General features: G+C 39.7%; 13 protein-coding genes. 11 read left to right on the forward strand and 2 right to left on the reverse strand.

What is annotated here, in order from left to right; genetic code table 11:
• The first annotated feature begins 5 nt into the window (after positions 1-5).
• The 9 genes from walK to rlmN all read left to right on the forward strand — a co-directional run bounded on the left by walK (position 6) and on the right by rlmN (position 8,596).
• Positions 6-1,838 carry a cell wall metabolism sensor histidine kinase WalK gene (gene walK, locus QUF94_RS00625; protein ID WP_289314152.1) on the forward strand — a complete coding sequence of 611 codons (1,833 nt, stop codon included), beginning with the start codon at positions 6-8 and terminating at the stop codon, positions 1,836-1,838.
• Positions 1,835-3,172 (forward strand): YycH family regulatory protein, encoded by a 1,338-nt coding sequence (locus QUF94_RS00630; RefSeq protein WP_289314153.1) that lies wholly within the window; start codon positions 1,835-1,837, stop codon positions 3,170-3,172. Before walK ends, QUF94_RS00630 begins: the two co-directional genes overlap by 4 nt.
• Entirely contained in the window at positions 3,159-3,953 is a 795-nt protein-coding gene (locus tag QUF94_RS00635) for a two-component system regulatory protein YycI (RefSeq protein ID WP_289314154.1), read from the forward strand. The genes QUF94_RS00630 and QUF94_RS00635 overlap by 14 nt, the downstream gene beginning before the upstream one ends.
• A gap of 6 nt (positions 3,954-3,959) precedes the next feature.
• Positions 3,960-4,754 carry an MBL fold metallo-hydrolase gene (locus QUF94_RS00640; RefSeq protein WP_289314155.1) on the forward strand — a complete coding sequence of 265 codons (795 nt, stop codon included), beginning with the start codon at positions 3,960-3,962 and terminating at the stop codon, positions 4,752-4,754.
• A gap of 254 nt (positions 4,755-5,008) precedes the next feature.
• Positions 5,009-6,229: a S1C family serine protease gene (locus QUF94_RS00645; RefSeq protein WP_289314156.1), complete on the forward strand. Its 1,221-nt coding sequence runs from the start codon at positions 5,009-5,011 to the stop codon at positions 6,227-6,229.
• A 177-nt stretch (positions 6,230-6,406) separates the two neighbouring features.
• On the forward strand, positions 6,407-6,568 hold the full coding sequence (locus QUF94_RS00650; RefSeq protein WP_065310847.1) for a CxxH/CxxC protein: 162 nt from the start codon (positions 6,407-6,409) through the stop codon (positions 6,566-6,568).
• 122 nt (positions 6,569-6,690) lie between these two features.
• Positions 6,691-6,915 carry a hypothetical protein gene (locus QUF94_RS00655; RefSeq protein ID WP_289314157.1) on the forward strand — a complete coding sequence of 75 codons (225 nt, stop codon included), beginning with the start codon at positions 6,691-6,693 and terminating at the stop codon, positions 6,913-6,915.
• 60 nt (positions 6,916-6,975) lie between these two features.
• Positions 6,976-7,455, forward strand: coding sequence for a 23S rRNA (pseudouridine(1915)-N(3))-methyltransferase RlmH (gene rlmH / locus QUF94_RS00660; RefSeq protein WP_289314158.1), 480 nt, complete (start codon positions 6,976-6,978; stop codon positions 7,453-7,455).
• Between the two features lie 73 nt (positions 7,456-7,528).
• A complete protein-coding gene (rlmN, locus tag QUF94_RS00665) occupies positions 7,529-8,596 on the forward strand; it encodes a dual-specificity RNA methyltransferase RlmN (protein ID WP_289314159.1) in 1,068 nt (355 codons plus the stop codon).
• Between the two features lie 78 nt (positions 8,597-8,674).
• On the opposite strand, the gene QUF94_RS00670 is transcribed toward rlmN, so the two are convergent.
• On the reverse strand, positions 8,675-9,007 hold the full coding sequence (locus QUF94_RS00670; RefSeq protein WP_289314160.1) for a heme oxygenase: 333 nt from the start codon (positions 9,005-9,007) through the stop codon (positions 8,675-8,677).
• A gap of 286 nt (positions 9,008-9,293) precedes the next feature.
• Here QUF94_RS00670 and QUF94_RS00675 point away from each other — a divergent pair, with 286 nt between their 5' ends.
• Complete coding sequence (locus tag QUF94_RS00675) at positions 9,294-10,742, forward strand: DEAD/DEAH box helicase (protein WP_289314161.1); 1,449 nt, start codon at positions 9,294-9,296, stop codon at positions 10,740-10,742.
• A gap of 379 nt (positions 10,743-11,121) precedes the next feature.
• On the opposite strand, the gene QUF94_RS00680 is transcribed toward QUF94_RS00675, so the two are convergent.
• Entirely contained in the window at positions 11,122-11,436 is a 315-nt protein-coding gene (locus QUF94_RS00680; RefSeq protein ID WP_289314162.1) for a hypothetical protein, read from the reverse strand.
• Between the two features lie 531 nt (positions 11,437-11,967).
• Between QUF94_RS00680 and QUF94_RS00685 the strand changes: the two genes are divergently transcribed.
• Positions 11,968-14,037 carry a catalase gene (locus QUF94_RS00685; protein WP_289314163.1) on the forward strand — a complete coding sequence of 690 codons (2,070 nt, stop codon included), beginning with the start codon at positions 11,968-11,970 and terminating at the stop codon, positions 14,035-14,037.
• The last annotated feature ends 59 nt before the right edge of the window (positions 14,038-14,096 follow it).

The raw sequence follows: 14,096 nt of genomic DNA on the forward strand, positions 1-14,096 counted from the left end.
TCCTTATGAAAAAGGTTGGTTTTTTTCGCTCAATTCATTTTAAATTTGTTCTGATTTATGTTTTGCTCATTTTCGTAGCGATGCAAATAATCGGGGTATATTTTGTTGGGGAATTGGAAGAAAATCTTGTCGGGAACTTCACGAAATCAATAAAAGGTCACGTTAACCTTCTTACCTACAGTATTGGTGAAGAAATGGAAAAAGAGAGGGGAGAGGAAGATCCAACCCTCGAAGAAGCGATTTATACGATATTGAAAGACCGGGATAACTCATCGAATGATATTTCGGAAGTACGTGTCATCGACACCCGCAGCAGGCGTGTGATCGGAACTTCAGCCCCAAGTAACCAAGGTATCGTAGGAAAGAAGACAACGGAAGTCCTTATTAAAAATACGCTGATTTATGGAAAAGAAGATAGTGATGTTTTTCGAGATCAGAAAACCGGCAGGCGGCTCTGGGTCCTTTCGACACCCATTGAAGCAAATGGGGAGGTCATTGGTGCCGTTTATGTAATAGCAGAGATGGAAAATGTCTTTGAGCAGATGGATGAAATCAATAGTATCTTCATGACGGGCACAGCCATTGCCCTAGTGATTACGGCCATCTTAGGGATCCTGCTCGCACGAACGATCACCAGGCCCATGTCTGATATGAGAAAACAGGCCCTGGTGATGGCGAAAGGGAATTTCTCCAGAAAAGTTAGGGTATATGGCGATGATGAAATTGGTCAGCTTGCCGTCACTTTCAATAATTTGACCAAAAAGCTTCAAGAATCGCAATCAAGTACAGAAGGAGAGCGGCGTAAGCTTTCATCTGTCCTTGCCAATATGACGGATGGCGTAATTTCAACGGACAGGCGCGGTCGGGTGAACTTGATTAATGAACCGGCGGCACAATTATTGAATGTCTCGCGTGAAACCGTCATGAATCAACCGATCATTGAGGTTTTGGGTCTTGAAGAAGAATATAAATTCGAGGATTTACTGGAAGAGCGAGAGTCCGTGATCCTTGATTACAGCAAAAAAAATCGGCCATTCATTTTGAGGGGAAACTTTTCGGTCATTCAAAAGGAAACGGGATTCGTTAATGGCTTGATTACTGTTTTGCATGATATTACAGAGCAGGAAAAGATCGAGGGTGAACGCAGGGAATTTGTTGCCAACGTTTCACATGAACTGCGAACTCCGCTTACAACGATGAGAAGTTACCTGGAGGCATTGGCTGAAGGGGCATGGAAGGACGAGGAAATCGCTCCATCCTTTTTAAGTGTGACCCAAAATGAAACAGAGCGAATGATCAGGCTTGTTAATGATCTGTTACAGCTTTCGAAAATGGACAGTAAAGATTACAGGCTTAAAACAGGCTGGGTGAATTTCAATAAATTCTATGACCATATCATCGATCGTTTTGAAATGACGAAAAATGATGATATCACGTTTAAGCGTGATTTGCCTAAGGAAGCTTATTTTGTGGATATTGATGAGGATAAAATCACCCAGGTTCTCTATAATGTAATCTCCAACTCATTAAAGTACTCACCTGAAGGGGGTCAAGTGACTTTCCGTGTCAGGGCATCGGATGGCTTTATCATTGTGAGCATTACAGATCAAGGAGTGGGTATCCCGAAAAACGTCATTGATAAAATATTCGACCGCTTCTACCGTGTGGATAAAGCAAGGTCGCGGAACTTAGGCGGGACCGGGCTTGGTTTAGCGATCGCAAAAGAAATGGTCGTGGCGCATGGCGGGAAAATATGGGCGGAAAGTGTGGATGGAAAAGGAACTACCGTGTTCTTTACACTTCCTTACGAACAGGAAGAAGAGGATGATTGGTCATGAATTTTGAACGTGCAAAAAGCATCATACTGATTATTTTGGTTGGGACAAGCATTTTTTTGACTTGGAGCATTTGGACGTACGAGCCTGAATATGATAAATTTGGTGACCAATCGAATTATATAAAGATTAAAAGCGATGTCCAGATTGTTAGTGATGTCATTAAACCTGTCAGTATCCTTTTTCATGGAAATGGTCGACATTTCCAGACTTCCAATCCGGTAGAGATAAATAGAATGGAAAAAGAATTTTCGCAATGGAATTTTACCGGCGTAAAAGAGATATCCGTAAAAAGGCTGCAAAGGAAATTTGATGATTTTGTCCACGAAGATGGGTCGATTGAAATCGAATATTCCGATGAGGTTCCCATCTCCCTCTATAAAACGGTATTGGGTATTACGGATACGGAAGTGCCTGGATTTTCATTCGATAGAATCATCATTAAACAAAAGGATATCAGTGGTAATGAATCTGCCGTTTATTTTGTTTCCTACGATCAAGGGAAAATCTATCAAGGTATGGTCGACTCTAAAAGACTAAGGCGTTTTATGGATTTGTTTTATACGGGTTCTTACGATAGGCACCCTGAATATACGGCCGAAACCATAAACAGCAAAAGGACATTGTTCGTTCCTGAAAAACCAGTGACGATCAGCAAATTTCAATATTATATCGACTATTTGGATATTGGAGACCTTAAAAACGCTCTATTTAATAATCCGAAGTATGTACGACAGGAATCCGTTTCGGTCGGTGAGGAATACACGGATGGAACAAGACTCATGACGGTCAATAAAGAGAATTACCTAATTTCTTATATCAATCCGGCACAAAAGATCAAGTTATTTGGCAGTTCCAGTGACCTTCTCCAAAAAGGCATAGAGTTCATCAATGATCATGCTGGTTGGGAAGATAACAATTACCGCTTTGCCTATATGTCGGAGAATGAGCAACGAGTGGTATTCCGCTTATTCGTAAATGGTTATCCGGCCTTCAATGAATCCGGAATGACCGAAATCGAGCAAATTTGGGGAAAAGAAGAAATTTATAGCTACGAGCGCCCATACTTTTCACTTGCCTCAGTCCTTCCGTCTGAAGGGTCGGAAATGACTTTAAAAAGTGGTAGAGAAGTCTTGAATCAGTTGAAATCGAAAGATAATATCGACTTCAAGAGCGTGGAGGACATCTCGATTGGCTATAAACTGCATAAATCCCTTGATTCCAAACTTGTCACACTAGTTACGCTTGAACCCACTTGGTATTATCGTATCGGCGATAAATGGTTTATTGTGCCTTTTGAAGAAGATGCGGGAGGCGATCAAAGTGGATTGGAATAATACAAAGTCAATATTCATCATGGTTTTCTTCGTTTTGAATATTTTTCTTCTTTATCAATTTCTGGAAAAGATAAATGACTACCAAATTGAAAATTTCACAGAGTCCACAACGGAAGAACTCTTGAAGGAAGATGAGATTTCAATTGAAATCCCACTTCCGAAACAAAAGAATGATCAATTCCTGATTGCCAACAGCAAGACTTTCGAGAAGAAAGATATACAGTACCTGAAAAATCAAAAAGCAAAAATCATAGATGATAAGAAGCTTGTAGGTACATTTAAAACACCAGTTGGCATGAAAGCGGAAATTCATGCAGCAGACGTTGATATATTCCTGAAGGAGTATATATTAAATGGAAATGAGTATCGTTTTTGGAGCTATGATCAAATCAACCAGACCATCACCTGCTATCAGGTGGCAGATAAAAAGATGTTTTATAATAATAGTAAGGGGAAGGTCACTCTATATCTGAACAAGAAGGGTGAAATCGTTTCCTATGAACAGATGTATTTAGAGGGAATTGAAAAATTCAATAAACCTAAAGAATTGAAATCTGCCTTAAATGCTATTGGAGCATTGTATAGAAATGGTGATATTAATCCCAAAAACACAGTCACGAATGTAGAACTGGGTTTTTATAATTCGCTGCAGACGACATCTGTGTCACATTTACTTGTACCAACATGGTGGGTGGTCATTGATGATGAAACGGATCTCTTCGTGAATGCTTTTGATGGAGAGGTCATTGAATTGAATACAGAAGAAAAAATACTGGAGTGAGTATAGATGACTATGCATTTTAGTGTTCTCGCAAGCGGGAGTACAGGAAATGCCTTATTCGTGGAAACGGAGGATCAATCATTCCTTGTCGACGCCGGTTTAAGCGGTAAGGCCTTGGAAGCATTGTTTCAGGATATAGGCCGTGATATGTCGAAGTTATCCGGTATCCTTGTTACCCATGAACACAGCGACCATATTAAAGGACTTGGCGTGGTTGCCAGAAAACATAAACTCCCGATATATGCTAATGCAAAGACATGGAATGCCATGGATCGATCAATCGGTGAAATTGCAACCGAACAAAAGTTCACATTTGAAATGGAACAGGTCAAAACATTCGGAAGTCTTAATATAGAATCTTTCGGCGTTTCACATGATGCGGCAGAGCCGATGTTTTACGTCTTTCATCATGAAGATAAGAAACTCGTGGTCATTACTGATACAGGGTACGTAAGTGATCGCATGAAAGGAATCATCTCGAATGCCGATGCATATGTATTCGAAAGTAACCATGATGTGTCCATGCTCAGGATGGGAAAATATCCATGGAGCATTAAGCGCCGGATTTTAAGTGATGTCGGACATGTTTGTAATGAAGATGCCGCCCTTGCAATGAGTGAAGTGGCCGGTGATAAGACCAAGCGGATTTACTTGGCCCACTTAAGCCTTGATAACAATATGAAGGATCTAGCGAGAATGTCGGTAGAACAGACGTTAAAGACAAAGGGGATCATCGTTGGTGATCAATTTTCCTTATATGATACTGACCCGAAAAGACCAACTGAACTTGTTACCTTATAAAAAAAAGGAATGGATGAGGGATACCTTGTTCATTCTTTTTATTTTTAAAATTTCGATTCGTAAGTTACTATTCGGATTAAAAGGGGTATCGTTTGGTTAGAACTGTATAGGAAAAAGAAAAGTATTTTAAGTTTTCCCTAAAATAAAGGCATGCTTTTTTTTAGAAAAATTTCGGTAATTGAGTATAATTGAGGGAGGATACCAAACAATAGAATTGCTATAATTCATTCCTAAAATGAGAGGATGGAACGGTCTTGGGTTATTATGATCAGAATGAGGAGAACCAAAATAAACGGAAAAAGAGCCATACGAGCTATTTTCTAGCTGGCTTGGGGGGCGCCATCATCGGGGCCTTACTTATTTTATTAGCCTTTCCAGGAAGTGGACTTTTAACTAACGAGGATAACGAAATTAAAACGGAAAAATCAACGGGAGGTGAGTCCACGGAGCAGTCCCAGCAAAACCTTACAGTTGATGTAACAAGTGCCGTCACCAATGCCGTTGATAAAGCCAGCGACGCAGTGGTAGGCATCACGAACATTCAGGAAACGGACTTCTGGGGTCAAGGGAGCAATGCTGAGGACAGTTCAGCTGAAGCTGGCACTGGTTCTGGTGTTGTCTACAAAAAAGATGGCGGCAAGGCCTATATTGTCACGAATAATCATGTCATTGAAGGTGCCAATGAACTGGAAGTGACATTAAGTGATGGCACTAAATTGCCAGCAGAACTACAAGGCAGTGACCCATGGACAGATTTAGCCGTCATTGTCGTTAGTGGTGATAAAATCAAAACCATTGCAGAATTCGGAAAATCCAACAAATTGAAACCTGGTGAGCCTGTGATTGCCATTGGTAACCCATTAGGCCTCCAATTCTCTGGATCCATCACACAAGGGATCATCTCTGGTGTGGAGCGTACGATAGAGGTGGATATCAATGAGGACGGACAAGTCGATTGGAATGCGGAGGTCATCCAGACCGATGCGGCGATTAACCCAGGTAACAGCGGGGGAGCACTCGTTAATATGTCAGGGCAGGTCATTGGAATAAATTCCATGAAGATTGCAGAAAATGCAGTGGAAGGAATCGGTCTTTCCATCCCAATTGATTCAGTTATTCCAATTATTAATGATATAGAAGAATTTGGTGAAGTGAAACGTGCCTTCTTGGGTGTAAACTTGGCATCTGTAGAAGAAATTTCCCAATACCATCAGCAAAATACATTAAAGTTGCCAAGGAAAGTTACTGCAGGCGTTGCAATTACAGGCGTTCAAAGCAACTCTCCAGCATCAAAAGCAGGATTGAAGGAATTTGATGTCATTGTTGGAATGGATAATGAAAAAATCCATGATGTCGTCGAATTAAGAAAATACCTTTACAATGAAAAGAAAATCGGTGATAAAGTTAAAATCATTTATTACCGTGACGGAAAGAAGGCAACTACGGAAGTCACGCTTTCAAGCAGCGAAATCTAAAACGCAAACGGACAGGGGGCGGGCAATGCTTCCTGTCCTTTATATTTCCTTGCGATTTTCTTATTTTTTGTTACGATTACCTGTGGATATATAATGAAATTAATTGAGTTCACCCAACCTGTGGATAATTGGGAACAGAAGTACTTGGAATAATGAGAGAGAAAGGAGATATGAAAGATGAAATTATATTGCTGTCAGGAGCATGTTGACATGGCGCTGGATGAAGTGGTATACGAATGTGAAACCTATCCTGTTTTAACACTGGTTCCTGAAGAAAATCAGTTATCAACAACCTGTGAATATTGTCGAAACGTGGCAATATATCTAGTAGGGAACTAATATTCCCATACAAGATGTGGATAGATTTTGTGGATATGTGGATAACTATTGTGGATAACATGTTTGTAACCTGTTCTTAACTTGTTCTTAACATTTTTCGAACAATAAACCTGAGGGTGGAATTGTTTAGATTCAAGCTTTTTGTTGTTCAAAATAATAGCTCTGTTGGAAAGTGGTTCCTTGGAAATCCACCATTATTCTTTATCGGATCTGAACTTGATCAATCCAAATTTTTTACCGTTGCCGCTTTCAGGGGCAGCGGTTTTTATTTGAAGGGTCATGGAACCCCTTCATTAAAAATTGGAAAGGATATGCTTGTTTTGCTTATAGGTCACTCTAAGGTATGATAATAGGTAGGCAAATCCGACAACTGATAGTAAAACCATAATGAAAGTTAGAGGATATATATGAAAATAACGATTATTACTGTTGGCAAGCTAAAGGAAAAATACTTAAAGCAAGGTATTGCTGAATATACAAAAAGGTTAAGTGCCTATGCTAATATAGAACTTGTTGAAGTACCTGATGAAAAAGCTCCGGAGAACCTGAGTGCAGCGGACATGGACATTGTAAAGCAAAAGGAGGGTGAACGGATCCTGGCCAAAGTCAGCCCGGACACCTACGTGATAACGCTTGAGATCAATGGAAAACAACTTACTTCAGAGCAGCTGGCCACTCATATGGATCAGCTCGCCACTTATGGAAAGAGCAAAATTGCCTTTATTATTGGCGGGTCGCTTGGGCTTGGCAACGAGGTGTTATCAAGAAGTGATTATGCCCTTTCCTTCTCGAAAATGACTTTTCCGCATCAATTGATGAAACTGGTTCTAGTGGAGCAAATATATCGGGCTTTTCGGATAAATAGAAATGAACCATATCATAAATAAAAGAACTGATTCCGGGGAAATTCCCCGTAAGGTTAACATATTAAATCTTAATGTAATGAAAAGAGGGTAACGAATGAGTAAAGAGTCCATTTATGGTTTAACATTCGAACAATTGACAGCATGGCTTTTGGACCATGGCCATAAAAAATTCAGAGCTTCACAAGTCTGGGAGTGGCTGTATAGGACACGTGTGACGAGTTTCTCTGAAATGACTGATGTTAATAAAGAGTGCCTACAACTACTTGAAGATCACTTTGTCATCCAGACTTTGACTGAGCACGTTAAGCAAGAATCGGCTGATGGTACGATTAAGTTCTTGTTTAAATTACAGGATGGAAACCTTATCGAAACGGTTATGATGAGGCATAAATACGGGATTTCGGTTTGTGTCACCACCCAAGTGGGCTGCAATATTGGCTGCAGTTTCTGTGCAAGTGGATTATTGGCCAAAAGCCGTGATTTATCCAGCGGGGAAATAGTGGAACAAATCATGAACGTACAACTGCATCTGGATAAATTGGAACAAGAAGATGCTGTAAGCCATGTTGTTGTAATGGGGATTGGCGAACCGTTCGATAACTTTGAAAATATGATAGACTTTTTGAAGGTGATCATGGACCATAAGGGTCTTGCTATCGCTGCAAGGCGTATTACTGTCTCGACGAGCGGTCTTGCGAATAAGATTTATGAATTCACCGATACTCAATTACAGGTGAATCTGGCAATCTCATTACATGCTCCGAATAATGAGCTCAGGACACGGATCATGAAAATAAACCGAGGTATTCCAATTGAAAAACTTATGAAATCACTCGATTATTATTTAGAGAAAACGAATAGGAGAATTACGATTGAATATATCCTATTGAAAGATGTCAATGATCATCAAGAAGAAGCCGAGCAACTTGCCGAGCTTCTTGATGACAAAAAACATCGTCTCTATGTCAACCTGATTCCATATAATCCTGTAGATGAACATAGTCAGTACCAAAGAAGTGAAAAAGAGTCCGTTCTCTCGTTCTATGATACGCTGAAAAAGAGAGGCGTAAATTGCAAAATCCGGCAAGAACATGGAACGGATATTGATGCTGCTTGCGGCCAGCTTAGAAGTAAACAAATCAAGAAAGCTGAAGCCCAATAATTTACTAAGAGAGACCCAAGCCATAAACCCCATCAAAAAGAGGCCGCATATTTTGCGGCCTCTTTTGGTGTGATTTTATTATTTAGCTATTTCTTTTACTGAGGCGACTTCATACGTAGTAAGCTCGCTGCCTAGAATTGGAGATTCTTTTTTAGCTTCACCGGAACTAGGTTCAGGCCGTTTATGTGCAGCTTTGAATGCATCGCTATTTCTCCAAGCAGTAAAGTTATCAAGGTTTTCCCAATACATATTAACGCTCAATTCATCGTGATCCGATAAGTTCTGCGTTAATAATACTTCAACTTTTACGAAGCCTTCCGTTGTATCAAGTGGACCTGGTGCAGTAAATCCTGGGGCCATGACTGCCCCCATCCCTTTTTTGACTCTGATTCTATTCGTTACGATTATCATAAATCAGCACTCCTTTTGGACATCGGTTTTTAATCTACACCCTGTTTCCCGCTTTAATCTCATACATATTTTAGCATATTGAAAGAAGCATGGTCCATTTTGATTAATCAAGATCATTAGCATCCTTTTTAATGATAATGAAGTTTCATTATATTGAAATAAGGCAATTGAATTTGGTTATTACAAGGTTTATCGATGTATATCGCGTATAATAGAACCTTGTATAAGGAAATTACGATTATGGAAACAATAAAGCAACATACTAAACAACAAAAGAGGCTGTTATATGAATGAATTAAGTTTTACTGATTATACATTAAGCGATGAAATTGTAAGGGCATTAGAAAGCTTGGGATATCAACATCCAACCGAAGTACAGCGTGAAGTGATTCCAGTGGCGCTGAAAAAGCGGGATCTTGTCGTTAAATCCCAAACGGGAAGTGGCAAGACCGCTTCATTCGGCATACCGATATGCGAAATGGTCGATTGGGAGGAGAATAAGCCTCAAGCGCTTATTTTAACACCGACACGTGAGCTTGCTGTACAGGTAAAAGAGGATATCACGAATATAGGAAGATTCAAAAGGATAAAGGCTACTGCGGTTTATGGAAAACATCCATTCGCACTGCAAAAAGCGGAATTGAAACAAAAAAGCCATGTAGTCGTTGGAACACCGGGGCGTGTTCTGGATCATATCGAGAAAGGGACATTCGCCTTGGAACGCTTAACTCATTTAGTTATTGATGAAGCGGATGAAATGCTGAATATGGGCTTCATTGAACAAGTGGAAGCCATTATTAAAGAGCTTCCGAAAGATAGGGTAACCATGCTGTTCTCTGCCACATTACCTGAGAGTATAAAAAAGCTTTGTAAGCAATATATGAAAGATCCTTTGGATATTGAAATCAAAGCAAAGGGTTTAACGACTGAGAAAATAGAACATGCACTTATTGAAGTGAAAGAAGATGATAAGTTTTCCCTGCTTAGAGACGTCACCATCACGGAAAACCCCGATAGCTGCATCATTTTCTGTCGGACGAAAGATCGGGTGGACCAAGTATGCGAACAGCTAATGGATCTGGAATATCCTTGTGATATGATTCACGGCGGCATGCTTCAGGAAGATCGCCTTGCAGTGATGAATGAATTCAGAAGAGGAGAATTCCGCTATTTGGTTGCGACGGATGTTGCTGCACGTGGAATTGACATCGATAATATAACCCACGTGATTAACTATGACCTGCCATTGGAAAAGGAAAGTTACGTACATCGAACTGGAAGAACGGGCCGTGCCGGGAAAAAAGGAAAAGCCATTACTTTTGTGACGCCGTACGAAGACAAATTCCTTACTGAGATTCAAGGCTATATCGGCTTTGAAATCCCTAAGATGCCTGTTCCGACAAAAGAGGATGTCTCCAATAAAAAAATGGATTTCGAAGCGAAACTGGAAGCTCGTCCAAAGATAAAAAAAGATAAAAGTGAAAAATTGAATAAACAAATCATGAAGCTGTATTTCAATGGCGGAAAGAAAAAGAAAATCAGGGCTGTTGATTTTGTCGGAACTATCGCAAAAATTGATGGTGTGAATGCTGAGGACATCGGGATCATTACAATTCAGGATAATGTTTCTTATGTGGAAATATTGAATGAAAAGGGACCGCTTGTCTTGAAAGTGATGAAAAATACGAAAGTAAAAGGCAAACTTTTGAAGGTTTCAGAGGCCTTTAAGAACTAAAAGTGTTGAATGGAAAAGAAGCGGGAGCTTATCTAACCAAGGTTAACCAATTAAAATTGGTTAACTTCTATACCTGGAACAAAAAAAGTGGTGGAAGTTTTGAGAGTAAACTTCCACCACTTTTTTATTGCTAACTTATATTTCATTTCAAAAAAAGCTTCTTTTATTTTTTTTGAAACTTTATAAATTCTAAATACATCATTGGGAAAACAATTATAAACATTATTATAAAACCTATTATTATTCCTACCAAACTTTTATCCTTAGTTATGGACATAGATACATAATAGAACGCTACACTCATAATAATTAAATATAATAAATATCTTAAATACTTCATTTTGTTATATCAATCCACCCATTATTTTTATACCAATCCTTAGAATCTAAAAATTTTGCTATTGCTACACCAACATCTGCATAGTCTAAAGTAAAACTGACAGCACCACCAATTACCGTTGCTATAGCCACTCCTCTTACCGTTTGAATTCCAAGCTTCTTTGCTTGAGCTGTAGCTATCCTGATAGTTTTCTTCTAATTGCTCTTGAGCAGCCTTTAAATCATTAAATGTTTCTGAATTTCCATCAAAAATACCCATAAGTGCTTCTTCTAATAACTCTACTTCCTCAGTACCAGAGATTGCTGCTGCTTCTTCAATTGTTTTTATAAATTCCTTTTTTTCAACTTCATTCATTTTTGATATATCTAAATTATCAACTGAAGCTTCAAAATCAAAATTTTCATCTAGTATTTCATGGTTAAATTCATCAGCACCATTATCTGTGTTTACTCCTAAATCTTCAATCTCTGTATCACTTAACTTATCTAAATCATTTATTAGGTTATTAAATTACAATAACTATAATAATCCATTTGGACTAAAAAATGGAACTAAATTTCTATTTACAATAAAAAAATGAATGAAAAATATTAATATTAGGTATCTAGTCTATATAAAATTGCTCTTTCATAATGATAATAATTGGAAAACCCTTAGATAGACTTAGTTTTTTATCTGTTTTGATAACCTCCCCTCAAAATGGTCGTCCTCACTGGAATCATTTTTTTGTTTTATGAGGACGGGAAGATTCTTTTTCTGAATTCTGTTTACCCGTCAAAATAGAGTGGTATATGAGGAAGGATAACGCAATTATACGAATTTAAAGTAAATACATACAACACGAATTAAACTGAAATTTTTAGACATGGAGGGGAATGAACAGGGATGACAAAGGCAAATGAAAGCGGAAGAATCGATGAACAGAGTAAGCAACGGCAGTTGGAACAATATCGAGTGGACGATAATGGGAAAAAGATGACGACTAACCAAGGTTTACGTATTTCCGAGGATGAACATTCTTTGAAAGCGGGAACCCGCGGTCCCACTTTGATGGAGGACTTTCATTTTCGTGAAAAAATGACTCATTTTGACCATGAGCGTATTCCTGAGCGGATTGTGCATGCACGTGGTTCTGGAGCACATGGATATTTTCAGGTATATGAGCCGATGGCCGAATATACAAAGGCCAAGTTTCTACAAGACCCTTCAGTCAAGACGCCAGTATTCGTTCGTTACTCCACGGTAGCAGGTTCCCGCGGATCGGCAGACTCGGTTCGTGATGTCAGGGGATTCTCGACAAAGTTTTATACCGAGGAAGGAAACTATGATTTGGTTGGAAATAATATTCCGGTATTTTTTATCCAGGATGCCATTAAGTTCCCTGATTTAATTCATGCCGTTAAACCTGAACCTCATAACGAAATACCTCAGGCTGCGTCTGCCCATGATACTTTTTGGGATTTCGTCGCCAACAATGAAGAAACGGCACATATGGTTATGTGGCATCTTTCTGATAGGGCCATACCAAGAAGTTTCCGGATGATGGAAGGGTTTGGTGTCCACACATTCCGATTTGTGAATGAAGAAGGTGTGGCCCATTTCGTTAAATTCCATTGGAAGCCTGTACTGGGAGTTAAATCCCTTGTTTGGGATGAGGCGCAGAAAATTGCAGGGAAAAATCCTGATTTTCACCGCCAAGATCTGTGGGAAGCAATAGATACTGGAAATTATCCTGAATTTGAATTTGGCGTGCAAATGATTAAGGAAGAAGATGAATTCAAATTCGACTTTGATATCCTCGATCCCACTAAACTATGGCCGGAAGAACAAATCCCGGTGAAAATAATCGGGAAAATGGTTTTGAACCAAAATACGGATAACTTTTTTGCAGAGACGGAACAGATAGCTTTCCATCCGGGACATGTTGTACCGGGTATTGATTTTTCAAATGATCCGCTGCTTCAGGGTCGTTTATTCTCATACACCGATACCCAGCTATCCCGATTGGGAGGCCCGAACTTCCACGAGCTTCCCATTAATAGGACTGTTGCCCCTGTTCATAATAATCAACGCGATGGCATGCATCGAATGTCAATAAATCCAGGGCCGGTCAGTTATCATAAAAACTCCCTTGCAGGTAACTCTCCTGAACCTGCTTCAGAAGAGGAAGGCGGCTATGCACATTACCAGGAAAAAGTCGATGGCAGGAAGGTCCGTCAACGCAGTGAAAGTTTCAAGGATCATTACAGCCAAGCAAAACTATTCTGGAATAGCATGACGGAAGTGGAGAAGGAGCATATTATTCAAGCTTTCCACTTTGAAGTGGGAAAAGTGAAAAGTAAGGACGTTCAGCAGCAAATTGTCGAGATGTTCAGTAATGTTGATGTAGAACTGGCAGAAACAATCGCCATTGGAGTGGGGGTGAATCCTCCAACAAACAAGGGTGAAGTCAAAATGGATTTGGCTTCTCCGGCTTTAAGCCAAGAGCAAATGAAAGTGAACACGGCCGCAACAAGAAAAGTGGCAATCTTGGCCGCGGATGGTTTTAACGGATCAGAGGTTAATCAAGTTTTGGAATCCTTTAAATCGGCAGGTATAACTGCTGAAATCATCAGTAATAATCGTGGAGTGATTACAAGTTCAAAAGGACAGCAAGTTGAGGTGAATCAGACATTCCAGACAGCCGATTCGGTACTTTTCGATGCTGTATATGTGGCAGGAGGCCAGGAGAGTGTCGATACGCTAAAGGCATCCAAGGAACCAATTTACTTTGTTGATGAAGCTTACAATCATTTCAAGGCGATTGGTGTAGGAAAAGAAGGAGCCGAAATCTTAACGAAGGCAGGCATAGGTTCCATTGAGCCAGCCGGTGGCATTGTAGCTGTTTCGGAGAAAAATGGTGTAGCTGCCTTTATCGAGGCAATTGCCAAACACCGTCACTGGACACGCGCTTAATTTTTGAAAAAAAACCCCAGACTTGGAGTCTGGGGTTTTTTTCAATAAAGACAGTTCGT

This window comes from Peribacillus sp. NJ4, assembly GCF_030348345.1.
In the GTDB taxonomy this organism is placed as follows: domain Bacteria; phylum Bacillota; class Bacilli; order Bacillales; family DSM-1321; genus Peribacillus.

Excerpts from the sequence above, each read along its gene's own strand:
- rlmH (WP_289314158.1), top strand. The coding sequence starts at position 6,976 with ATGAAAATAACGATTATTACTGTTGGCAAGCTAAAGGAAAAATACTTA.
- QUF94_RS00670 (WP_289314160.1), bottom strand. The coding sequence starts at position 9,007 with ATGATAATCGTAACGAATAGAATCAGAGTCAAAAAAGGGATGGGGGCA.
- QUF94_RS00675 (WP_289314161.1), top strand. The coding sequence starts at position 9,294 with ATGAATGAATTAAGTTTTACTGATTATACATTAAGCGATGAAATTGTA.
- rlmN (WP_289314159.1), top strand. The coding sequence starts at position 7,529 with ATGAGTAAAGAGTCCATTTATGGTTTAACATTCGAACAATTGACAGCA.
- QUF94_RS00685 (WP_289314163.1), top strand. The coding sequence starts at position 11,968 with ATGACAAAGGCAAATGAAAGCGGAAGAATCGATGAACAGAGTAAGCAA.
- QUF94_RS00650 (WP_065310847.1), top strand. The coding sequence starts at position 6,407 with ATGAAATTATATTGCTGTCAGGAGCATGTTGACATGGCGCTGGATGAA.
- walK (WP_289314152.1), top strand. The coding sequence starts at position 6 with ATGAAAAAGGTTGGTTTTTTTCGCTCAATTCATTTTAAATTTGTTCTG.
- QUF94_RS00630 (WP_289314153.1), top strand. The coding sequence starts at position 1,835 with ATGAATTTTGAACGTGCAAAAAGCATCATACTGATTATTTTGGTTGGG.
- QUF94_RS00640 (WP_289314155.1), top strand. The coding sequence starts at position 3,960 with ATGACTATGCATTTTAGTGTTCTCGCAAGCGGGAGTACAGGAAATGCC.
- QUF94_RS00680 (WP_289314162.1), bottom strand. The coding sequence starts at position 11,436 with ATGAATGAAGTTGAAAAAAAGGAATTTATAAAAACAATTGAAGAAGCA.